Raw genomic sequence first — 25,227 nt, forward strand, 5'->3', positions numbered from 1 at the left:
CTTTCAACATTTCATACGCCTTTAACATAATGGCAATATACAGTATTGTCTACAGAGTTATATGTAATGTTGTTCTTTGTCGGAAAACCTTACTCAACGCTGCTGTCTGTAAGAATGCCAAATCGTTGTTGAAGTATTGGCCCAATCTCTTTAAGTGGGCCTTCACTTAACATACTATCGTGGGAACAATTAATATCATACAAGGCGATGTTTCCTTCAACATACTCCCCCCATAAGTGCGGATCGTAATTAACATTATCGGCTTCGCTATGGCTTTGTAGTGCCCTAAAGAATACGAGGTCACCTTGGAACTGGCTGGGTGAAAATTCGCTGAGTAAATGCGGTGCATCTCGGAACTCGGCAAGAATACGTTCGAAAATATTCTGATCAAGGCTTGCTAATGGATGCTCGATCTCAGACAGCCGTTTTTTCAAGCCAGCCACGCTAAACTGCTGCTCGTTTTCAGGTGCCGAACCGGTAAATGCCTCAAACATTGCACGCAGGCTTTCCCGATCGGTGCGTACCATGTCTCTGTAAGTCTTCCACAATGGATAACCATCCATAAAGATCAGGACATTGACCGCTTTATTATCCTTTTGCAGCAAGGTGGCTATTTCATGCGCGAGATGGCAACCGAAAGACCAGCCCAGCAATGAATAAGGCCCCTCTGGCTGGATCTTATAAATATCTGCCAGATAATTTTTCGCCATGTCATAAATCGATGTTGGTACAAGGCCGGTGCTCAACCTGCGTGCCTGAATGCCATAAAGAGGTTGCTGCTCGCCCAGATACGGGATCAGCCCCGCATAAGACCAACTCAATCCTCCCCCGGGGTGTAAACAGAACAACGGCGTTTTTTCGCCAGCCGGTTGCAATGGCAGCATGACGTCCAGAATATTGCCACACGAGTTGCTTTCAAGACGCCGCGCCAGCAGTGCAACAGTGGGCGATTCAAACAGGTCACGAATAGTCAGCTTCTCATCCAATTCTTTTTCGATACGCGCAATCAGCCGTGCTGCCAGCAGTGAATGCCCTCCCAGTGCGAAGAAGCTGTCATCAATGCTGATGTGTCCAACACTCAATAGCTCGCAGAACTGCGCGTAAAGCCATTTCTCGCTTTCAGTCTGTGGTTGGCGTCCTTGCCGCGAACCGAAGTTTAGGTGTGGCAACGCGACAATATCCAACTTGCCGTTGGCGTTTAATGGCAGTTCTGTCAGCAGCATGACCACAGTAGGCACCATAAAATCAGGTAAATACTCACGCGCATGCTGTTGCAGTAACACCGGTAGATCTTCGTGGCTTGCAAAGGGCACCACATAAGCGACCAATTGTTTATTGCCCGAATGATCCTCACGCGGAATGACCACCGCTTGCTGCACGGCGGTGTGCTGTTTCAGCACGACTTCAATTTCCCCAGGTTCAATACGAAAACCACGAATTTTCACCTGCTGATCGCGGCGGCCAACAAAGTTGAGCACGCCATCACGCCGCCATTTCACCACGTCCCCGGTGCGGTACATGCGGCTGCCCGCAGGCCCGAAGGGATCGGCGATAAAGTGTGCCGCACTTTGCCCCGGACGCTTAAGATAGCCACGCGCCAAGCCACGGCCGGCAATGTATAGTTCTCCTGGTGCGCCAACGGGTACCGGCTGTAAAAATTCATCTAATACATAGAGGCTAGTATTATCCAAAGCGGCGCCAATAGGAACGTCCAGATAAGGAGCATCTGTTTTGGTGATGGGGTAATCCGTGGCATAGGTAGTGGTTTCCGTTGGGCCATAGATATTCATCAATTCAAGATTGGGCCAATGTTCCCGCACCGCCTGCACCGCGCTGGCAGATATCTTTTCACCACCGGTGAATACCTTCTGCAAAGAACCTAGGCATTGCGGATGTTCTTCCGCAATCAGCCTAAATAGCCCTGATGTCAGAAATGCGGCGGTTACCTGTTGCGCAACGATGGTCGATGTCAACAGATCCAGATCGAGATCGTCGTCCGGTACGATGACGGCCTGATGGCCGTTAAGCAGAGTGGCCCACAGCTCATAGGTTGAGGCATCAAATGCGTAGGGGGAATGCAACAGAACACGCTGGTGATGTTCGCTGCGCCAGCGCCGATCGAGAGCCAGGGTAATGACGTTATCTTGCGTGGTGGCGATCCCTTTGGGCTGCCCCGTGGAGCCTGAGGTAAACATCACGTAGGCCAGATTCTGGGCGCTTACCGGCTCGCTGACCCACGCAACAGTGTTCTGGGTACTGGCGTTGCCTACGGTTTCCACCTGTAAACCAGCGGGCAAAACCACATGGCTATGTGCATCATCCACCAACGCAATCTGCACCCCGACTTGATCCACTATATGCTGCCAGCGTTCCAATGGATCGCTGGTACGCAGCGGCACATAGAACCCTCCGGCCTTAATTACCGCCAATATGGCGATCGCGAGCGACGGCGAGCGCTCCATCAACAATGCAACGCCATGTTCCGCTTTCACGCCAAGCTGTCGCAGGCGTTGTGCCAAATCATTTGCGCACGCGTTCAGTTGTGCATAGGTAAGTTGCTTATCACCACAGCTCAGAGCAATATGTTCTGGTGCCGCTGCCGCCTGTTTTTCAAACAAGCTGGCCAGCGACGCTATCGGCACTTTCTGTTCCGTGGCATTCCACTCGGTTACCATTTTGCATTGCTGCTCGGCTGTTAACAGTGGAATATTCGCCACTGGTGTGTCTGGTTCTTCTGCAATGAACGACAGCAATCGAACAAGGTATTGCGCAAGCGCCGCCACCGTATCGCGATCAAACAAATCGACGGCATACTCAATCTGGGCATTAAGTGCACACACCTCGCCATCATCACTATAGACTTCATCAAAATTGAACGTCAGATCGAATTTGGCAGGGACAAAACCAACCGGTTGCGGCTTTGCCTGCAAATTGGCAAATTGTCGGGTGTTTTCGCCGTTATTTTGCAATACCAACATTACCTGGAACAACGGATGTCGTGAGGCAGAACGCTCAGGGTTAAGCGCTTCTACCACCCGATCAAAGGGCACATCCTGATTTGCATAAGCAGAAAGCATGAACTCACGCACGCTAGCAATCAACTGATTAAATTCAGGATTACCCGCGCAATTTACTCTCAGCACCAGCGTATTGACAAAGAAACCAATCAAATTGGCCATGGCCTCGTCGGCTCGCCCAGCAACGCCTGTGCCCAACGTAATATCATCACCAGCCCCCATCCGACTAAGCATGACGGCGACCCCGGTTTGTAGCAACATAAATGGCGTTACGCCCTCATCACGCGCCAGTTTTTTCAGACGGCCATAAAGCGCTTGGTCAATCGCATAGCTGACCCGAGCACCTTGTTGGCTCGGTACGGATGGACGCGGGCGATCGGTAGGTAAATAAGTTTCCTGGGGCGATCCTGCCAATGCGCTACGCCAAAATTCGATTTGTTGTGCGCCGCGTGTGGAGGCATCCTGCACATCCTCCAATAGTTGGCGCTGCCATAACGCATAGTCGGCGTATTGCACGGTTAATGGCGCCCACTTTACTTCCTGACCCGCACAGCGCGCTTGATAGGCCAAAGATAGATCGTGCAGCATTGGCCCTAACGAACCGCCGTCACAGGCAATGTGGTGAATGACCAGCAGCAGCACATGTTCGTTCTGGGCCGGTAAGTGGAACAGCCACCCACGCAGCGGTAAATCATTTGCCAGATCGAACTGCCAGGCGGCGGCCTTGTCGATGCTTTCCGGCAGCTCCTCCTGCGTCACATTGCCGATGATCAGAGACGGCACCACGCTATCAGGCACTAGAATATGCTGATAAGGCTGATCAAGATGCAGAGGATATAGCGTACGCAGAACTTCATGGCGCTGTACCAGATCGCCCAATGCCTGGCGCAATGCTTCATCATTGAGCGGCCCATTCAGCTTCAGAGCAAGCGGCATATTATACGCTGCATGATCGTTGCCAATGTTATCCAACAGCCACATTCGCTGCTGGGCAAAGGAGAGGGGTAAATATTCCTCACGAGCCTGGCGCGTGAGCATTTCACGGCGTTGAGTGCCCTTTATCGCCAACTGCTCGGCAAACTGTGCCACGGTTGGGTAATCAAACAGTGTGCGGATCGGCAACTCAATGGCTAATGTGCTGGATACGCGGCTAATCAGGCGCATCACTAACAGCGAGTGGCCGCCCAACGCAAAGAAGTTGTCGTCCATGCTTACCGTTTCTAGCCCCAGCACCTCGGCAAACAACCCTATCAGAATTTCTTCCTGCGCCGTGCGCGGCTGACGCCGTCTGCCACCATGGTTGAAGTCTGGTGCCGGTAATGCGCGTTTATCCAGTTTCCCATTGACCGTCAAAGGGAAACGCTCAATCTGAAGGATGGCCGTAGGTACCATATAGTCAGGGAGTTTTGCCGCCACGCGGTGGTACAGTGCCGCCGTGTCAATAGAGGCGTCACTATCGCTGGTGATATACCCCACCAATTGTGGATTGCCAGGCTGATCTTTACGCATTAGCACCACGGCTTGGGTGACCTGCGGGTCATCCGCCAGAGCCGCTTCAATTTCCCCCAGCTCAATGCGGAAACCTCGTAGTTTCACCTGCTGATCGGCTCGACCTATATAAATCAGCCCGCCTTCTGGTGATCTGAAGGCCAAATCTCCCGAACGGTACATACGGGAACCCGGTTCACCATACGGGTCGGCGACAAAGCGCTCGGCACTTAACCCCGAGCGGTTCAAGTAACCGCGTGCCAGCCCGGCACCAGCAATGTACATTTCCCCTTCAACACCTATAGGAACGTGGCGTAAAGCGTTATCCAACACATAGATACGCAGATCGGTGATCCCAACGCCAATCGGGCTGCCGGATTGGCTGCGCATCATTGCCGGGGTCAGCGCCTGATAGCTGACGTGCACGGTTGTTTCGGTAATGCCATACATGTTGATTAATTCAGGCGCTGCCGAATCGTGGCGTTGGTACCAACGTTCAAGCTGGCTAAGATCTAGCGCTTCCCCACCGAATACCACTTTGCGCAGCGCCAGTGGATATTTCTTCTCGCGATCGTTTTGATCCGCTTCTATCAATTGATAGAAGGCAGAGGGCGTCTGGTTTAATACCGTGACTTTCTCTTCGCTCAGTAGTTTGAGGAATGCTTGAGGATCGCGGCTCACCATAAACGGTACGATGACCAGCCGGCCACCATATAACAATGGTCCCCAGATTTCCCACACTGAAAAATCAAAAGCATACGAATGGAACAGGGTCCAGACGTCATTACGGCCGAAATTGAACCACGATTGCGTTGCTGTAAAGAGCCGTAACACGTTTTCGTGCGGGATCAGCCCCCCTTTCGGGTTCCCCGTAGAGCCAGAGGTGTAAATGATATAGGCCAGGTTTGCCGTACTAACTGGGCGTAAAAGTTCATCGGGTTGAAGGTCCCGTTTGCTGAACGGTGCCAGACGCTGCTGATATTCAGGCATATCAACCACCAAATCAGACGTGGAGCCGCTTAACGTGCCGGCATTTTCTGCGTTGGTGATGATAAGCGTCGGTTTGGCATCTGACACGATAAAACTAAGCCGTTCGGCAGGGTTATGGAGATCCAGAGGTAAATATGCAGCGCCAGTTTTTAATACGGCTAACAGCGCAATCAGTGTCTCCATCGAACGTGGCAACGCCAATGCCACGATATCCTCCGCACCAATGCCGCAGTTCACCAGATAACGAGCCAACTGATTGGCCCGCTGATTAAGTTCGCTATAGCTCAGGCGATCGTTGCCTAAGCTCAGTGCAATCGCATCTGGCGTTTCGCACGCGCGTTTTTCAAACATTCCGTGGAGTGTATCGGCTGGCAATGATGCCAGCACAGGGTAAGGTTGAACCATGGCCTGAACTTCTTGCGCCAACAGCAGCGGTACGCTGCCAATAATCGTCTGCGGATCGTCAATAATGGCATGCAGTATCAGCATAAAGCGCTCAGCCAGATTTGCCACCGTTTGATCGTCAAGCAAGTCTGGCAATGAGCTGAAGCGCAGGGCTAGCGTTTCACCCGGAACCGCCACCAACCCAAGCGGGTAATGCGAGGCATCCCCGCCATGGTGCACCGTTAGCGAGATGTTCAGCGCGGTATCAGATTGCCCACTGCTGCCTTCTATGAGCGGGTAGTTCTCGAACACCATCAAGGTATCAAACAGCTCGCCGTAACCGGCATCCGACTGGATGGTTGTCAGGTCAAGATATTGGTAATCAAGCAGCCGGGTTTGCTCTGCCTGTAGACGCTGCAAAAGCGTAGTAAACGTCTCCGCCAGGCTGAACGTCAGGCGTAATGGCACGGTATTGATTAGCAGCCCAACGATGCTTTCCACGCCGGGTAATTCACCCGGCCGGCCGGAAACCGTGACGCCGAATACCACATCGTTACGCCCTGTCATCCCGCCCAGCAGTACGCCCCATGCGGCTTGGATCAGTGTATTTGCCGTCACGCCAAGCTGTTTGACGCGTAAGTTCAGCCGCTGCGTGTATACCGCATCCAGATGCTTATGCAACAGATTCGGTTGCAGATTTTCCGTAGTGCGCCCCTTTGCCAAGCAAGTTGGTGCCACCAGGCCACTTAGCGTTTCGCGCCACACGGCTCGCATTTCATCAACATCACGCGCCATAATCCATTGCAGATAGTTGCGATAGGGAGTGATCGCCGGCAAGGTGCTGCCTTGCACATCGCCCAGATACAGAGTGCATAACTCTTGCAGCAGAATAGGAATTGACCAGCCATCCAGCAACAGGTGATGGTTGGTAAAGACCAGATAATGCTGCTGCGCTGCCAATTTGACCAGGGTGAATCGCAGCAACGGCGGATCGTGTGGATCAAAGCGCTCATCATAATCAGCCTGTAACAGCGCGGCGAATGCCGGCTGTTGCTGCTCTGGTGATAGATGACTCACATCTACCTCACGCCACGGCAACGGTAACCCCGCCAGGATCAGTTGTACCGGCGTTTCTACGTCTTCGTACTCAAATCCCGCGCACAAGTGCGGGTGACGTTGCAGTAAGGTTGTGACGGCCAGTTTCAGCTTTTGTCTATCTAAAACGCCAGCAAGCTGGAAAACCTGCTGCACCTGATATGCATCGCTGCCTTGGGTATCGTACAGAATATGGAACAACAGACCTTTCTGTAATGGCGATAATGGTAGTATCTCTTTAATTTCCATATTTATTTTTTCTTCTTCCACTTAGCTTGAAGTTTTTCCAAGCTATTCTGTTTAAGCGATAGCATCGTGATGTCCGATGGTGTGAATCCCCCCGCGTCAGGCACCGTAGAAAGCTGTGACATTGCTTTTAGCCAACGGAACCAATGGTTACCCAACACTCTAATGCGCTCTTCAGTGTGCAGCGCTCTGGCCCATGACCAGTTGGAGACCAGAACCGGCCCTTCCGACCGCTCTTCTACCAACGCATTGAGTGAAAGCGCATGAGGAAGCGCAAAATTGTTGTCAGCCGTTGTATCCAGCAGATTCGCCTCCGCGGCCACCTGCCAGTCGCGATCGCCGCCCACAGCCATGCGGCCCAGATAGTTGAAGCCAATCTGGGCCTGCTGCTGCTGTGACAAAACCTGCTGTGTTTGCGGATTCAGATAGCGTAGCAACCCATATCCAAGGCCGTTCGCGGGCACCTGGCGCAACTGCTCTTTAATGCGTTTTAGCGCATGACCTAATGAATAAGGGTCTGCCTGCTGCGTAGCACCCGGTTCGAGCCGCACAGGGTACATGTTGGTGAACCAGCCAACAGTGCGCGACAGCTCCGTGCCGGGAAGTTCTTCGCGCCCGTGCCCTTCAAGATCCAGCAGGACATCCGTCTGTGAAGTTTGCCGCCAGTCATTAACGGCCAGAGCAAAGGCGCAGAGTAGCACGTCGTTGATACCGGCATGGAAGAGCGCCGGTATTGTCCCCAGCAACGGTTGGGTAAACGCCGCCGGTAACTCGAGCCGCAGTGAATCGCTGGCCGCAACGGTGTCTTGCGTCCCGTCTAACGGGCGGGAAGTCAGCAACGTATCCGGCTTCGCCAGCACCGTTAGCCAGTAATTCAGTTCGTTACGCCGCGCATTGGCCTCTTGCTGCAATTGATACGCCCACGCACGGAAAGAGGTACCAACCGGCAACAGCGCCGGCGTTTTACCCGCACTCATGGCTGCCCAGATGTTTTGCAAATCCGGCGCTAAAATACGCCAAGAGACACCGTCCACCACCAAGTGGTGAAGTACCAACATCAGCCGGCCCGGCTGCCCGGCTGATGCACGGAACCAAACCGCCTGTAGCATTTTGCCCGCCGCCGGATCGAGGCGCTGTTTTGCACGTTGGCTTTCTGCCTTGATGCAGCGTTGCAGTTCCGCCAGCGTGAACGCCTGGCAATCCACAATGCTCAATGCACCATCCACGATGTCTGCCATCATTGGTGGAATGGTCAGCAGGACATCACCGCTCGTGGCGCGATTCGCCACCAAGCGCAAGGCATCGTGCTGCTCTAACAGCAGCGTCAGCATCTGCCTAAGTTGTTTCTCATCCAGATGCTCCGGCGTTTGCAGCAACGTTGCCTGGCTGAACCCGTTGATGTTGCCGGGGTTTTCTATCAACCAATGGATAATTGGTGTAACGGGTAATTCACCTACCGCGCTAACCCGAGTTTCAGCAACCGTGGTAATGTTCGCCTGCATTTTTCTGGCCAGGGAGGCAACGGTTTTGTGCTCAAAGACCTGACGTGGTGTGAATATCCAACCAGCCTGGCGCGCACGCGCGACCAGCTGTATCGCGGTGATACTATCGCCCCCCATTTCGAAGAAGCTGCCGTCAATATCAACCTGTTCCACGCCCAATAAATCGGTAAAGAGCGTGCAAAGCAGTTGCTCTTGCGTATTACGCGGGCCACGGTGATGGGGCTGATAGAAATCAGGCTGCGGCAATGCACGCCGATCGACTTTACCGTTCGGCGTAACCGGAATTGCCGGCAGCATGACGATGGCTACAGGCACCATATATTCCGGCAGATGGATACGCAGATATTCGCGTAGTTCTGCGGTATTAACGTCCCCTTCATTCACCACGACGTAAGCAACCAGTTGGCGAAGCCCCGGCTTATCTTCACGCACGATCACCGTGGCCTGGCTCAGTTGAGGATGCCTCAGCAGCAGGGATTCAATTTCACCCAGTTCAATACGGAAACCTCTGATCTTGACCTGATGATCCACACGCCCAGCAAACATCAGCTCACCATTGGCTTGCCAATAGGCGACATCGCCGGTGCGATACATTCGGCTACCTGCCACGCCAAACGGGTTCGCCACAAAGCGTTCCGCTGTTAAATCCGGGCGCCGCACGTAGCCACGGGCCAGGCTTTCACCTGCAATATACAGCTCGCCTTTTACCCCTGGCGCGACCGGCTGCAAACGCTCATCCAGAACATAAACCTGCATGTTGACGATTGGCGTGCCGATAGGCGGCGCTTTTCCAGCCACCAACGGTTGGCTCATGGTGGCGCAGACCGTGGATTCACTGGGCCCGTAGGCATTGATCATCCGGCGCCCTTGGCCCCAATAGTCGATCAGCTCCGGCTGGCAGGCTTCGCCCGCCACCACCAACGTTTCCAACGCAGGCAATGGCTTACGCGGCATAACCGCCAACCCCACCGGCGGCAGCGTGGCATGCGTCACGCCTTGGGCCAGCATCAGTTCATACAGCGGCTCCCCCGGTGACAACGCATCACGGCCTGCAACGACCAGCGCCGCACCGCTTAACAGTCCCATATTGATATCCCAGAACGAGGCATCGAAGCTCGGTGAAGCAAACTGCAACACGCGGCTTTGCTGCGTGACATGTAATCGCTCGACCATGCTGGCAACCAGGTTGCTGATACCCCGGTGCGTCACCAGAACGCCTTTAGGCAAACCGGTAGAACCAGAGGTATAGATAATGTAGGCCGCATTATCGATGCTCAACTTCCTTGGCAAAGTGATGCTTTCCGCTTGCTGTTGGGCCAATTGCGTATGTAGCGCCGGTTGGTCAATCTGCAAGCTGGAATACTGCGCCCCCAGTCTTTGCACGAACGCAGAATCCGTGATGACCAGCGCAGGCTGCGAGTGTTCCAACATATAATTCAGGCGTTCCTGAGGATAATCAGGATCAAGCGGTAAATATGCTGCGCCAGTTTTCAGCGTAGCAATCAGCGCGATGATCAGATCAACCGAGTGCGGTAGTGCGATGGCAATGATGTTTTCTGTGCCGATGCCCCTTTCCATCATCAGATTCGCCAACCGGTTAGCCCGTTGATCCAACTGGCTATAGGTCAGCCGTTCGCTTTCCCCTAGCAGGGCAGGCGCATCCGGCGTTGCTTTGGCAAAGGCTTCGAATTGCTCGGCAAACGTCTTGGCTGGCAATTGCCGAGTGGTGTTATTCCATTCGTTGACAATCTGCTGGCGTTCGCGCGCGCTAAATAGCTCCAGCTCGTTGATATTACAGCATGTATTGCAACTGATGGCCGCCAGCAAATTGGCGAAATAGCCCGCCAGGCGTTCAGCGGTTTCGCCGTCAAACAGATCGGTAGCATATTCAAAGATGCCGTTTAATGAGGTTGGCGTTTCTTCAAAGTTGAAGGTCAAATCAAACTTCGCCACCGGTAGCAGCGGTGTGCCAACGCGGGTGCTCAGTCCATCAAAATGAACCTCGCCACTGGCGTTGTTTTGCAATACCAACATCACCTGGAACAGCGGATGGCGCGCCAAGGAACGCTCTGGGTTCAGCGTTTCCACCAGGTTTTCAAACGGTAGATCCTGATGTTCATATGCCTGCAATGCGCTATCGCGCACGCGCGCCAGCAATTGATCAAAGGTCGGATTTCCAGAAACATCGGTGCGCAACACCAATATATTGGTGAAAAAGCCGATTAGAGGCTCCAACGCTTCATCGGTACGGCCAGCAATAGCCACACCCAGTGGAATGTCATGACCAGCGCCTAACCGGCTCAACAACACCGCCAAGGCCGCCTGCAACACCATAAACAGGCTCGCATTCTGCTGCCTTGCTAACTCAAGCAAGCGTGCATAGACCTCTGGATCAACTTCAAAACACCATTGCCCGCCTTGATAGCTTGAACTTTGTGGCCGTGGCCTGTCGGTTGGCAACTGCAACTCTTCCGGCAGTCCATGCAGCACTTTGCTCCAATACGCCAACTGGTGACTTTGCAGGCTGCCCGTATCACGGGGATCGCCCAACAGTTCGTGTTGCCACAGAGTGTAATCGGCATATTGCACCTGAAGTGGTGCCCAGTTCGGCGCTTGCCCCTGCAATCGAGCATGATACGCCAGCGCCAGATCACGCAGCAGAGGAACAAGCGATGCCCCGTCGCTGGCGATGTGGTGCATCAGGAATAAAAGCACATGATGGTTCGGTTCAACATGGAACAGCAAGGCCCGGCAGGGGTTTTCATTCGCTAAATCAAAGATATATTCTGATGCTGCCAGCACCTCTTCATCTAAATTCTCAGCAAGGACGTGGTGCAGCGTCAGTTCGCACTGTGCGTCTTCCCCGTAGGCAATCTGCTGATAAACGTTACCATCCGATAGCTCCTGAAAGCGTGTGTGCAGGCTTTCATGGCGTGCCACCACATCATTCAACGCTGCTGCCATGGCAGGAACGTTCAATTCCCCCTGCAACTCCAGCGTCAACGGCATGTTATAAAGGGATTTACCCCCTTCAATGCGGTCAACCATCCATAGCCGGGACTGGGCCGCAGACAACGGCAGGCGTTCTGGCCTTGGTTTCACCTGCAACGCTGGGCGCAGTGTGCTCCCTTGCCCCAGGCGCTGCACAAACTGCGCTACCGTTGGTGCTTCAAACAAATCGCGGATGCTGAGGTTCACCTTTAGCGCTTTGCGAACATGGCTGATAAAGCGCGATGCCAACAGGGAATGACCACCCAGATCGAAGAAATTATCGTCGATGCCAACCTGGGACAAACCGAGGACCTCGGCAAACAAGTGGCACAGTTTGCTTTCCTGCTCATTGCGTGCCGTGCGTGCGTGGTCAACGTTGAATTCTGGAACGGGTAATACGCGCATATCGACTTTCCCGTTGGCAGTCAGCGGGAATCTCTCTACTACACTCACAACTGCCGGCACCATAAAGTCTGGCAACCGGGCGCTCAACATTTGTCGCAGCAATGTTGGTTCACACTGTCCAGTTTTTTCGGCAATGACATATGCAGCCAGCTGTTTATTTCCTTTTTGCGGTTCGAAAATGCACACGAGCGCCTGGGCAACGCCTTCCCGCTCCAGCAATGCCGCCTCTATCTCGGCAAGCTCAATGCGGAAACCGCGTATTTTGACCTGCTGATCGCCGCGGTTTAGGTATTCCAGAATCCCTTCCTGCCGCCAACGAACCCAATCGCCAGAACGGTACATGCGATCGCCACTGCTGCCGAAAGGATTAGCGATAAAGTGTGATGCCGTCAGGCCAAGCTGGTTAAGGTAGCCGCGCGCAAGCCCAGTACCAGCGATATACAACTCGCCAGAAACGCCGACAGGCACGGGTTGCAGGTAGGTATCAAGCACATACACTTGCATATTGTCCAACGGCATACCGATAGGCACCGAAGCGCTGCCCGGTACGCTATGCATAACATAAGTTGTTGCAAAGGTGGTGGTTTCGGTTGGCCCGTAGCCGTTCATTATTACCAGCCCAGGACAGTGTCGCATAACGGTTTCGATAGCGGATTTTGGCAATACATCGCCACCGGCGAGTAACAGGCGCACACTGGTCAGGGAAGAGGCGTGGTCTTCCGCCATCAGCCGGAACAGGCCAACCGTTAGCCACAGAGCAGTTATTTTTTCATTGGCGATGGTCTGCGCCAGCACATCGATATCCAGCTCACCCTTTGGCACCACCACTAATTGCCCACCGCACAATAGCGGCACCCAAAACTCGTAGGTCGAGGCATCAAACGCAGCGGGGGAATGCAGCAGCACACGCTGATGATCTTCCGGCAACCATCGGCGATCGCAGGCTAACGCTATAACGCTTTCCTGGTTTACCGCAATGCCTTTCGGTTTACCGGTTGACCCAGAGGTATACATAATGTAAGCAAGGCTGGAAGGTCCGGCGTTGGTTGCAGGGTTGATTTTTGGCCAGCGTTTCCCAGCAGAATCGGCCACGTTGCATATCACAAAACGCGCCGTTGGCAGGTGGTGATCGACATCGGTAATCAATACCGCTGCACCTGCGTCATCCAGCATCATTTGCTGCCGTTCCAGAGGATCGCTGACACGCAATGGCAGATAGGCCGCCCCAGCCTTGATCACCGCCAACGTGGCAATGACCTGATCGATCGAATGCGCCATGAGCAACCCGACACAAAATGTTTCCGCCCCAGTGAGTTCGCGTAACCGATGTGCAAGGCGATTGGCCGCGATATTCAACTGAGCATAGGTTAACGTTTTGCTGCCTTCGCTAACAGCGATAGCGTTTGGTGAACGGGCAGCCTGCTGTTCAAACAGTACACCCAACGACAGGTTTGGCAATTCTACGAGCGTATTGTTCCAAGTTTTGAGCAGTTGTTGACGTTCAAACGGATTTAACAGGCAAATTTCACTAATTTTTTCAGTGGGCCTGTTTGCCATAATGTTCAATACACTGAAGAAGCGGTCTACAAATCCCGCAACGGTTTGCGTATCGTATAGGTCAGTCGCAAATTCAATATGTCCTTTTAAAAGGCCTTGTTGTGCATCCTCTTTGAAAACAAACAGGAGATCGAACTTTGCCGTTTTAGTCAATAATTCCTGTTGCTCAATACGTAACGGCAAAAAGATATTGCCCAACGAAAATTCCTCCTCCAGTACCATCATAACTTGAAATAATGGGTGCTTAGACGCGGAACGATGTGGGGTTAAAAACTCGACAATTTGCTCAAAAGGCAAATCCTGATGCATATAAGCATCAAGTACTGTTTTACGAACCTGTGCTATCAGGGAGACAAAATCAGGATTATCAGAAAGGTTGGTACGTAATACCAATGTATTGGAAAAAAGCCCAATTAGTGGCATTTGAGCTTCATCTGTACGGCCCAAAACGGGAGTGCCTACCGATATATCATCACCGGCCCCCATTCGATGAAGCAGCACAGCAAGAGCTGTTTTTAGAACCATGAACAGACTGGCTTCCGCTTGTAAAGCCAGACGTTTTAGACCCTGATATATATCCGGAGGAACTGAGAATTTATAGCAATCACCTTTGCTACTCGGTTTCGTGGGTCTAGGTTGCACACTAGCTATTGTTACCTCTTCTGGTAATAACGCTAGCTGGTTACACCAGTAATGCATTTGTTCCGCATACAAACCTACCGATTTTTGCTCATCAGATAGTAATATATGTTGCCATAATGTGTAATCTGCATATTGCACTGGCAAAGGCGGCAGTGAAGAATTTTCTCCTTTCAAGTGAGCTTGATAGTAATGGCTCAAATCATGTAGTAGGGGGGAGATAGAACCACCATCTCCCGCTGTGTGATGGATTAATAGCAAGAATATATGCTGCTCGGGTTTTATCCGATACAACCAAGCTTTAATAGGCAATTCTTTATCAAGCCTGAAAATATAACCAGCCTGCTGAGTTAACTCTTTTGTAATTTGAGACTCATCCAACTCGTGAACATGCAATGAGAACGAGATTTCTTCCGTCGATACAATATATTGGCATGGTATATCATCCTGTAGGGTCAGATAAGTACGCAAACTCTCATGCCGTTTCACTACATCAGACAGCGCTGCTGAAAGTGCGATGGTATCCAATTCACCATAGATACGTAATGCCATAGGCATATTATATGCACTGCTCTCATTAATCTGTCCCTGTAACCACAGACGTTGTTGGGCAAATGACATTGGCAAGATATTTGGTCGCGGCTGAGGAGTCAGTTTTTCTCGTAGAGAATATTTTTTGTCTGTGTCAGCTATAACCTTGGAAAGCTCTTTAACCGTTGGAGATTCAAAAATAGCTTTTAGAGGTAATTCAATATTTAACTGAATGCGTAAACGAATAAGTAACTGTATTGCTAGTAGAGAATTTCCACCAAGCTTGAAGAAGCTATCATTAATACCTATCGACTCAAATCCTAAAACCTCCTCAAAGATTTTGCATAAGATTTTTTCCTGGGATGATTCCGGTAAAACTCGCTCACCTGACTTGAATATCGGTGCTAGCAAAGCGTGGCGGTCTATTTTACCATTCGGCATCAGTGGAAAACTATCCACTATCATAATAACTGCTGGCAGCATATAGTCAGGTAGATGTTTGCTCAACCATTTATTTAATTCTTCCGACGAGCAAGAATTGGGTTTGCGCAAAACAACATAAGCTACTAAATATTTGTTGCTGATACTTTCTTTTCCGTACGCAATTACTAGCGCACTCTTTATTAGTGGTGATTTCAGGAATGTATTTTCAATTTCTCCCAACTCAATTCGATAACCACGAATTTTTACTTGATTATCGACACGCCCCAAGAAATTGACATTCATGTCACTTCCCCAGCAAGCCAGATCGCCGGTACGATACATACGCTGCCCTGCGGTTCCAAAAGGATTTGCGACAAATCGCTCACTGGTCATCGCGGGGAGGTCTAAATAGCCAAGAGCCAATCCATCACCTGCTATATATAGTTCTCCGGGATATCCTACAGGCACAGGCTGAAGAGCCGTATCAAGGATATAGATCTGCGTATTTAGTATGGGTAAACCAATAGAATTTGGCTGCACAGACTTTACCGTCAGTTCATGTAAAGTAGACCAAATGGTGGTTTCAGTAGGACCATAAACTTGAATGACTCTATGTGCTAGAGACACCATACGTTCAGCCAGATTTTTAGGCAACGAATCACCACCAACAATTGCGGTGAGGTTACTCAGTGAGTTCGGCTGATACTCAACCAATCCTTGCCACAAAGCGGGCGTGCCTTGCAAATGAGTTATGTTATTTCGGACGATTTCCGATGCCAATAGATTAGGATCCCGTGTAGTGTCATGAGACGCTAACGCTATTGAAGCGCCATTAACTAATGGTAAGAATATTTCCAAACCTGCGATGTCAAAACCAATCGTTGTAACAGCGAGTATTCGGTTGCTAGGTTTTATTTGCAGTGACATTTGCATTGCGTAAAGAAAATTAGTAAGCGAATGGTGTGTAATCACTACTCCCTTAGGATTCCCTGTCGATCCTGATGTAAACAAGATATACGCAGCTTGATTAGCCGTAGTGACTACTCTAATAGGGTTGTGAATTGATTGAGAATTGACTAATAAGGAGATATTGACATCATCTAACTGTATCCGAAGAGCATCTAAACAAAAGTTAAAATTAACATTAATTGACGTCAATACAATTTTCGGTTTTGCGGTTTCAATAATATATTTCAATCGTTCTTCAGGATAATCAGGATCTAACGGTATATATGTTGCACCTATCTTCGATATAGCTAACAATGCTACAATTAAATCAACGGTCCGAGGTAATAGTAACGCTACGGTGTCATTAGGGAGAAAATGTTGACTTAATAAATAATGACCTAGCTTGTTTGATTTTTCATTAAGTTGAGCGTAAGTTAAAGAAATATCATCACAATATAACGCTGATTTATTTGGGGATTTTTTTACTTGATCTTCAAAGTGATCAGCAAGTGTTAACGAAGGGATTGATGCCAGAGTTTTATTATTAATAATCTCTAAATTTCTATATTCATTATCATTTAGCAATAACAACGAACCAATGGTAGCATCTTGATTTGTTAACAAATCATAAAAAACTTTCAACATCCGAGAGGTATGTTCAGACAACTGTTCTGGAGAATACAACTCACTATTTGCATCAAATCCAAGGGTCAAAGGAACTTCTTTATTATAATCAAAGAAAAAAATGTTGAGATCAGAAACAGGTCCATTTGCAATATTGCAAGGTAGTATTTTACTTTGATGAAAATATCCACCATTATCAAAGCTTTCAACGTTTATACTTATTCGATATAATGATTCACCACTATTAATTATTTTTAAATCACGACACAAATCTTCATATCTATATTTTTGATGACGTAAGACCGTCATGATTTGTCTCGCTGCTCTGGCTAAAACCGTCTTCAAATTCAAATCTGGCGATAGTATTAATCGCATTGGAAGTATATTTGCCATCAATCCTGGTATAATACGTTCTTTCCTTCCAAGCCTTCCTGTTACTGGTAAACCGACTATGACTTCAGAAAGTCCCGTCATGCGATGCAAGTAAACGCAAGTTATGGCAATAAGCAAGTTAGGTAATGTGCAATTCATTTCTTTTGATTTTTTATGCAGCAGGTCAGTTAATTCATAACCCAAACTCACACGATGACGTATTATAGTTCTTAAAGGAGGAGCTATTCGATTCGCTAGGCTAGCAGGGGTAGGAATATCAGCAAATAGATTTAACCAGTAATCACGGTCACAAATAAATCTGGAAGAATTATGATAATCAATATCACCATCAATAAGTTCCTTAAATTTACCAAATGGTGAAGGAGGAGGAGAACCCTCAATAAAAGAAGCGTTATATAAACTTATGACACGTTGAATAATGAGTGATGCCCCCAAACCATCCATAACTATATGATGATAACAGTGGAAATACAAAAATTTATTTTCTGCTATTTTTATTAGTGATATTTCGAATGGAAGATTCTCACAAATATCAAAATATTGCTCCGTTCTTGTCATTAAGAATTTTTTAGCTTTCTGGAGTGCAATCTCCTCTCGAAAATCGCTATAATCAATAATTTTTGGTTCATAGTTATTTATAGAGAAAAACTTCTGTTTAATACAATTATCAAATTTATAAAAACGAGAGTGTAAAGCCTCAGCTTCTTCTACTGTTTTTCTAACCGCCTCAGAAAAATATTCAACATTTATATCACCATCAATTATAAAATATTCGCTTATATTATTTATTGACTTATTTTCTATAATTTCGTTGAATGACCAAATCCCGAACTGCGCAGATGTTAAATTACAATACCCATCCTTATTCATATATAGTTCTACCTTAGCTACAAATGTTGTAGGGATAATGTTTTTGTTTGGTGGTTTCGCATAGTAAGCGCAACATAATTAAGCTACGAGTAAACAAGTTCATATCCCTTTAAATAGTCCATTTGGGTTTTTGTCACCATGAGTCTTTCGGGGACGATTATTTAATTCTAAACCGTTATCAAACTTCATTGTTTTAGCCATTTGTTTTAACAGGTATAAAGCCGTCATTGTGTCTTCAGCTACTTCTGATGCTTGTTTTCTGTTCAGTTTGATAATGATTATATAGAGTGTCTTACGTTCAACCAGCGTTGATAATACACTTTTTTTATCTTTTCCTATTATCGTATCACCTTCCCAATCCCCAATTCGTGCTTTTTTATCAACGATTTCTGGGCGTTCATTAATACTGACTTTGTTTTTAATTTTTTCCCCTCTTTCATAACAGCCATACCGTTTACGATACTGTTTACTGGCAATTCTGAGATATTGCCATAAGTCACCTCTGTCCATTTGATCTTTATAAATCAATCTATAAATGGTCTCATGATGCAAGGATGTCCCTTCATACTTCCTTAGATAATCAACCACCTGTTCAGGACTTAAATCTTGGCAAATTAGCCGCTTTATCCATTTTTTTATTTCTTTGGTCACTTTTGTGACTTTCTTTGCAAAATGACGGCGAAAAAAACCCTGAAGATAAGCCTGTTTCGGACAATATTTTTTTACTTTCTGATTTTTTTTCAACTCTCCACTACTGGTTGATGGGCTTCGATTGAGTGATTGAGCAATGAAACGTTGTGAAAAACCCGCTTTTTTAAAACTGAAAATCGGGTATCTTTCTGCTTCGGTCAGTTGTTTATAGGTCATAGTGCATTTTCCTGTGGCAGGAAAGATGCCTATTATAGTAACTGACCGCCCTTCTGAGAAATTGCACTTATTAGTCGAATCCGCCTTTTCTAATTTATTTCACTGCAAACTTTTTAGCCTCATATCTTTCCAGTTACTCTCTACAAAACCCAAACAATTCTCACGTTTTTCTGGTCCGTAGATAACTTGCCAACCAGCAGGTACTGCGATGAATACAGGCCATAATGAGTGTTGATCTTCATCATTTATTAATACAAAGAAATCAAGAGATTGATTTTCAAATGGATTGCTCAAAACATAAATCCTCAGTTTGGTTCATGATTTAAAAAATATTATGTATTAACTTTGACAAGTCAATAAAAAATATTTATTTCGTGACAAAAGCCACATTTATGATTATTTTATATTTTAAGAAAGTTGAAATACACAATGAAATAACACACTCACTTCAAAGGCAAATATTGAATAACATATTATTCTTATCATATAATCTAGTGATTAATTTTATCTTTTATGATTAATTGGATTAAGGAGAGCATAAAAAACGTAGGGTATTATTCTATGCTGTAATCGCTGCGGTTAGATGGTTTTTTGTTTCTTCTCCCAATTTTACTCCCGGATACCAACACTCAAATTGTGCCTCTAGCTCACCGTTTAATACGGCCGTTCGCGTTTGCAATAAATAATGAGCGCCCTATTAACTCCATTGCATTACCGGCTAAACAAAATAGGGATTTGATGACAGACGTGTTGCATCGGTTATTTTATCGCCAATCGGTAAAGTGTCCCACACTTTTTTAGGTTCGTCAGGTGCAGGACTCATTGAGATGTGGGCATCCTTGCCCATAGAGACGCCGGATAGATTTAAGCAAACCCACTATTAATCAAAATCATGGTTGCAAAAACGGGGGTGACCATATATTTTATGCTCTCGCCTTAATCATGATCGATAACAATCAACTAAAATATCGAATATTTCTGTAAATCCAGAAGGACGTAAATATAATAATTAATAATAATATTCCGAATTTATTATATTATTTTATAAGTTAATCATCGCCATATTATCAAAAAAGATTATTATTCTGTTATTTCAACAAATCTTTCTTGTTTTCATAAGGTTATTTATTTGTCTTAATAATTTCATTATTGTTTACGTCTCAGAGTGAAAATATATTTCAATAATATAAAATCAGACAAAGTAAATTAACATTAAAAATCTCCCTATAATTAGAATAGGGAGATTATGCGGTAAATACAAATCATTAAATAAAGAAAGAGTTAATATTGGGGAGCCAAAATTAATTTTTCCTTCCGCCAAAAACGGAAAATAGACATTTTCCTACGTTGCAGAGAGAAACGGCGAACAATATAGTTTGCTGTCAATTCCAGCGTCAGACACATCACAAAATAAATCAATGCGACAAATAAAAAGACTTCTGTCGGATACACCATACTGCGGTTATTCACTTGAGTTGCCAGGAATGACAGCTCTGCCACGCCAACAATATAGGCCAGAGAAGTGTCTTTTATCAGAGCAATCCACTGATTAATAAAGGAAGGCACCATCATGCGTAATGCCTGTGGCAAAACAATGTACCAAAGTACCTGCCAACGGTTGAAACCTAATGATAACCCGGCCTGCCACTGGCCCGCACCAATCGCAATAATTCCCGCTTTCACCCCATGAGCCAGATAAGCAGAGGTGATCAACGCCAGAGCACAAACCACTGTAGTAATTTCAGGAATTTCCATGCCAAGCATCACAGGCAACAGGAAGTAAGTCCAAAAAATCAGCATAATGACTGGAATTGCACGGAAAAAGCCCAATACTGCGGCTAACAGGTTAACCCAGAAGCCTTTCAGCATTGCCAAAGCAACACCTGCAACCGTACCCAATACAATAGAAATCACACCAGCCATCAGGCTGATGACCAATGTCAACGCCGCCCCTTCAAGGGGGCCATCAGGGAAGGTCCCTAACAGTAGGTAGCGCCAGTTTTCTGTAATGACTGAAAAATCCATTTTAATGTCCTCTTGCTATAGCTTGTTGTTGACGCCATTGTCCCCAACCTTCCATGACCGCAATCGTGGCAATATACAACACCGTCGCAACACCAAATGCTTCAAATGTTCTCAGTGTTTCAGTCTCCACCTGACGGGAAGCATATGACAGTTCAGCTACACCAATTGCCATTGTCAGCGACGAGTTTTTCACAATATTCATGTACTGCCCCAATAATGGCGGCATTGCTATCTTCAACGCCTGCGGCAGTACGACATAACGCATTGCCTGCCAGCCGGTCAGCCCCAATGCATGAGCCGCATATTTCTGCCCACGCCCTACGCCCTGGATACCTGCCCGTAATTCTTCCGCAACAAATGGGGCCGAATAGAGGGTCAAACCGATAAATCCAGCCAGAAATTCAAATGAAGGCCATGCCAATGATAGGCCTAACAGATTGATTTCATGAGGTGTATTCAGCCAGAACATCACCTCTTGCGGCAATATTTGCCCTGATGCAAAGTACCAGAAAAACAGTTGCACCAGCAGAGGCGTATTGCGAAACAAGGTGGTGTAAGCCGTTACCGGCCAACGGAGAATTTTTAGTTGGCTGTCACGGGCAGCAGCCAGAACAAAACCCAGCAATGTGGAAGCCACAACGGTACAAGCAGATATCCATAGCGTAATCAGGAAACCCTGCCAAAGCCACGCCAGGTATTGGGGAGCAAGCAAGTGTTCTGTAACAAATAACTCAAACATATCTTACGATTACCAAACATTACCAATGATAAAACCCCGCAACACAAGGCGCGGGGCTGATTACCAAGGTTTGTCACTCATCAGGACTTGGCTTGCTGCTCCAAAGGCGCAAACTTAAAGTCACCTCGCGGCTGAGACGACTTGGTCTCCGGGCCAAACCAACGGTTATAAATTTTCTCTGCTTCACCCTCTTTTTCCAGTTTCAGCAGCGTTTGGTTCACCGCTTCAACCAAGCGTTCTTGCCCTTTTACCGCAGCCACAGCCTGATATTCACGGGTGATGCTGAAAGGAGAGATCTCAAACTCCGCTTTTTGTGCTGCCGGTACGTTAGCCAACAGACCAACCAGTTTAGCGTCATCCTGAGTGATTGCTTGTACATTGCCGTTACGCAGCGCAGCAAATGCCAGAGGCGTATCGTCATAAGAGATGACTTTTGCTGTCGGATAATGCTCACGCAGAGTGATTTCCTGTACTGTTCCCTTATCAGCACCGATACGTAAGTTTTTAATGTCATCCGGAGATTTCAGAACGCCTTTACGGGCAATAAATTTTTGCCCAGTGGCAAAATAAGGGATTGAAAAATCAACTTGTTTAGCACGCTCATCCGTTACCGTAAAGTTGGCGGCAATCAGATCAATTTTCTTTGATGCCAACAGGGGTAAACGGTTTGCCGGGTTAGTCGGACGCAGTTCCAGTTTAACACCAAGGTCATTTGCAATCGCGTTTGCGATATCTACATCATAACCCGCCAGTTTTTTAGTTTGCGGGTCAATAAAACCAAACGGGGGATTACTGTCAAAAACAGCGATCCGCACTGTGCCGGCTTTTTTAATATCATCCAGTTTATCGGCCTTCGCAACACCAGTAACCAGTGCTAGCCCAGCCAGCAACGCCGTGACAAGAACGAGGGATTTCATTGAAAACTCCTGACGGTAATTAAATGTTTATTAATCGCCACAAGCTATCAATTTCACTATAGTGCAGGAAATAATATAAAAAACTATATTTATAACTATTAAGAATTATAAGGTAACACAATGCTGGCAAAAAATGCCAGCATTGTCAGCGAGTTACTTGTTATCTTTAGTCAGCAATTTTTCCAATTCATCACCACCGACATGCCGAAAATCCTGTCCTTTGACATAGTAGAAAATGAATTCACAGATGTTTTGACAACGATCGCCAATTCGTTCAATAGAACGCGCACAGAGCAAGGCCGTCAGCACACTTGGAATGGTTCTGGGATCTTCCATCATATAAGTCATTAGTTGGCGGACAATGCCTTCATACTCTTTATCCACCTTTTTATCTTCGTGATAGATACGAATAGCTTCTTCCAGATCCATGCGGGCAAAAGCATCTAAAACATCATGCAGCATCTGAATGGTATGGCGGCCAAGCGATTCCAAACTCACCAACAGTGGCTGATGCTGATGTGAAAATTTCTCAAGTGCCGTCTGGCAAATTTTCTTTGCCACATCTCCGATTCTTTCCAGTTCAGCAATGATCTTCGAGATTGACATAATCAGCCGCAGATCACTGGCCGTCGGCTGGCGCTTGGCAATAATGCGAACACATGCTTCATCAATAGCGACTTCCATCATATTGACTTTATGATCGTCCTCAATCACTTCATGCGCCAGTTCCGCATCCTGATTATGCATTGAGGTAATCGCTTTGGAGAGCTGTTCCTCCACCAGCCCGCCCATCACCATCAGTTCAGTACGGATATGCTCCAGTTCAGCATTAAACTGACCAGAAATATGTTTATTGAGATTCAGATTGTCCATGTTACGCCCCGTAATCAACCATAACGACCGGTAATATAGTCTTCAGTTTGTTTCATTCTTGGTGTGGTAAACAATGTGTCTGTGTCACTGAATTCAATCAATTCACCAAGGTACATAAACGCAGTATGATCTGAGCAACGCGCGGCCTGCTGCATATTGTGGGTCACAATCACCACAGTATATTCAGATTTCAATTCGCTGATCAGCTCCTCAATACGACCGGTAGAAATCGGGTCAAGTGCGGAGCAAGGCTCATCCAATAATAGAACGTCCGGACGGATCGCAATTCCGCGAGCAATACATAAACGCTGCTGCTGACCACCAGACAGACTGTATCCGCTCTGATGCAATTTATCCCTGGTTTCATTCCACAATGCGGCTTTGGTCAAAGCCCACTGAACACGTTCATCCATTTCTGCTCTTGAGAGTTTCTCAAACAGACGGACACCAAAAGCAATATTGTCATAAATAGACATCGGAAATGGGGTCGGTTTCTGGAATACCATTCCCACTTTGGCACGCAGCAACGCCACATCCTGTTTGTCCGTCAGGATATTATTGCCATCCAGCAAGATTTCTCCCTCTGCCCGCTGCTCACCATACAATTCATACATTTTATTGAAAGTCCGTAACAGCGTAGACTTACCACAGCCAGACGGACCGATAAAAGCCGTTACTTTATTCTTTGCAATATTCAACGTAATGTTTTTCAGCGCGTGAAATTTGCCGTAATAAAAGTTCAGATCACGTACCTGAATTTTACTGCCAGCGATATCATTAGCCATGTTCATTTACTTCTCTCTGTTGAAAATATCAGTCAGTGCTTTTTCTTGGCAAACAGCACACGCGCTACAATGTTAATCAGCAATACACACAGGGTTATCAATAATACGCCAGCCCACGCCAGTTGCTGCCATTCAGAGAATGGACTCATCGCAAATTTAAAAATAGTGACCGGTAAGTTGGCAATTGGCTGACCCAAATCAGTACTCCAGAACTGATTTGAGAGAGAGGTGAACAGCAGCGGCGCTGTTTCCCCGGCAATTCGGGCAATTGCCAGCAATACACCGGTGATAATGCCGGATACTGAGGCTTTCAGCGTGATGGCCGAAATCATCTTCCATTTAGGCGTTCCCAAGGCATAGGCTGCTTCACGTAAGCTATCAGGAACCAGTTTCAACATGTTTTCAGTGGTTCTGATGACAATCGGCACTTGCAACAACGCTAAGGCGATCACTCCTGCCCAACCGGAAAAGTGCTGCATTTTCGTTACAACGACAGTGTAAACAAACAAGCCAACGACAATAGAAGGCGCTGACAGCAAGATATCGTTGATAAAGCGGATCATCTCTGCCAACCATGAACGGCGGCCATACTCGGCCAGATAGATACCCGCCATGATCCCCAACGGAGTACCGATAATCGTCGCCCATAAAATCAACAACCCACTACCAACAATGGCATTTGCCAAGCCACCACCTTCCGTATTCGGTGGCGGTGTCATTTCTGTGAACAACGCCAGCGACATACCATCAAGGCCTTTGGTGACTGTGGAGAACAAAATCCACACCAGCCAGAACAGACCAAACAACATGGTTGCCATTGATAACAGCAGAGCGAGGCGGTTTTTCTGACGACGCCATGCCTGCTTACGGCTGCGTGCATTTGCATCAATAGGCTTTTGCCCATCCATTGTTGCCATA

Annotated in this window: 11 protein-coding genes; all 11 read right to left on the reverse strand. The window is 47.6% G+C overall.

The window, feature by feature from the left end; genetic code table 11:
• Positions 1-89 precede the first annotated feature (89 nt).
• Positions 90-7,244, reverse strand: a complete 7,155-nt coding sequence (gene pttC / locus C5471_RS12690) for a phototemtide A non-ribosomal peptide synthetase PttC (protein ID WP_339959282.1) — start codon at positions 7,242-7,244, stop codon at positions 90-92.
• Complete coding sequence (gene pttB, locus C5471_RS12695) at positions 7,226-18,103, reverse strand: phototemtide A non-ribosomal peptide synthetase PttB (protein ID WP_166295929.1); 10,878 nt, start codon at positions 18,101-18,103, stop codon at positions 7,226-7,228. The genes pttC and pttB overlap by 19 nt, the downstream gene beginning before the upstream one ends.
• A 99-nt stretch (positions 18,104-18,202) precedes the next feature.
• Entirely contained in the window at positions 18,203-18,970 is a 768-nt protein-coding gene (locus C5471_RS12700) for an IS30 family transposase (RefSeq protein ID WP_133814355.1), read from the reverse strand.
• Positions 18,971-19,069: 99 nt separating this feature from the next.
• The gene (gene pttA, locus C5471_RS12705; RefSeq protein ID WP_339959283.1) at positions 19,070-19,273 is read right to left on the reverse strand and encodes a phototemtide A NRPS accessory protein PttA; all 204 of its coding nucleotides are present in this window, start codon (positions 19,271-19,273) and stop codon (positions 19,070-19,072) included.
• Between the two features lie 415 nt (positions 19,274-19,688).
• Entirely contained in the window at positions 19,689-19,817 is a 129-nt protein-coding gene (locus tag C5471_RS24840; RefSeq protein WP_278250156.1) for a hypothetical protein, read from the reverse strand.
• 434 nt (positions 19,818-20,251) lie between these two features.
• Positions 20,252-20,995: an amino acid ABC transporter permease gene (locus tag C5471_RS12715; protein WP_133814357.1), complete on the reverse strand. Its 744-nt coding sequence runs from the start codon at positions 20,993-20,995 to the stop codon at positions 20,252-20,254.
• Position 20,996: 1 nt separating this feature from the next.
• Positions 20,997-21,734 (reverse strand): amino acid ABC transporter permease, encoded by a 738-nt coding sequence (locus C5471_RS12720; protein WP_133814358.1) that lies wholly within the window; start codon positions 21,732-21,734, stop codon positions 20,997-20,999.
• Positions 21,735-21,814: 80 nt separating this feature from the next.
• Positions 21,815-22,651: an ABC transporter substrate-binding protein gene (locus tag C5471_RS12725; RefSeq protein ID WP_133814359.1), complete on the reverse strand. Its 837-nt coding sequence runs from the start codon at positions 22,649-22,651 to the stop codon at positions 21,815-21,817.
• A 153-nt stretch (positions 22,652-22,804) separates the two neighbouring features.
• A complete protein-coding gene (gene phoU, locus C5471_RS12730; protein WP_133814360.1) occupies positions 22,805-23,524 on the reverse strand; it encodes a phosphate signaling complex protein PhoU in 720 nt (239 codons plus the stop codon).
• 14 nt (positions 23,525-23,538) lie between these two features.
• The gene (pstB, locus tag C5471_RS12735; RefSeq protein ID WP_422630922.1) at positions 23,539-24,309 is read right to left on the reverse strand and encodes a phosphate ABC transporter ATP-binding protein PstB; all 771 of its coding nucleotides are present in this window, start codon (positions 24,307-24,309) and stop codon (positions 23,539-23,541) included.
• Positions 24,310-24,341: 32 nt separating this feature from the next.
• Positions 24,342-25,226, reverse strand: coding sequence for a phosphate ABC transporter permease PstA (gene pstA / locus C5471_RS12740; RefSeq protein ID WP_133814362.1), 885 nt, complete (start codon positions 25,224-25,226; stop codon positions 24,342-24,344).
• Between the last annotated feature and the right edge of the window lies 1 nt (position 25,227).

Source organism: Photorhabdus tasmaniensis, assembly GCF_011189505.1.
Taxonomy (GTDB): domain Bacteria; phylum Pseudomonadota; class Gammaproteobacteria; order Enterobacterales; family Enterobacteriaceae; genus Photorhabdus; species Photorhabdus tasmaniensis.

Coding starts and splice junctions, on each gene's coding strand:
- pttB (WP_166295929.1), bottom strand. CDS start 18,103: ATGAATAAGGATGGGTATTGTAATTTAACATCTGCGCAGTTCGGGATT.
- C5471_RS12700 (WP_133814355.1), bottom strand. CDS start 18,970: ATGACCTATAAACAACTGACCGAAGCAGAAAGATACCCGATTTTCAGT.
- C5471_RS24840 (WP_278250156.1), bottom strand. CDS start 19,817: ATGGGCAAGGATGCCCACATCTCAATGAGTCCTGCACCTGACGAACCT.
- C5471_RS12715 (WP_133814357.1), bottom strand. CDS start 20,995: ATGGATTTTTCAGTCATTACAGAAAACTGGCGCTACCTACTGTTAGGG.
- C5471_RS12720 (WP_133814358.1), bottom strand. CDS start 21,734: ATGTTTGAGTTATTTGTTACAGAACACTTGCTTGCTCCCCAATACCTG.
- C5471_RS12725 (WP_133814359.1), bottom strand. CDS start 22,651: ATGAAATCCCTCGTTCTTGTCACGGCGTTGCTGGCTGGGCTAGCACTG.
- phoU (WP_133814360.1), bottom strand. CDS start 23,524: ATGGACAATCTGAATCTCAATAAACATATTTCTGGTCAGTTTAATGCT.
- pstB (WP_422630922.1), bottom strand. CDS start 24,309: ATGGCTAATGATATCGCTGGCAGTAAAATTCAGGTACGTGATCTGAAC.
- pstA (WP_133814362.1), bottom strand. CDS start 25,226: ATGGCAACAATGGATGGGCAAAAGCCTATTGATGCAAATGCACGCAGC.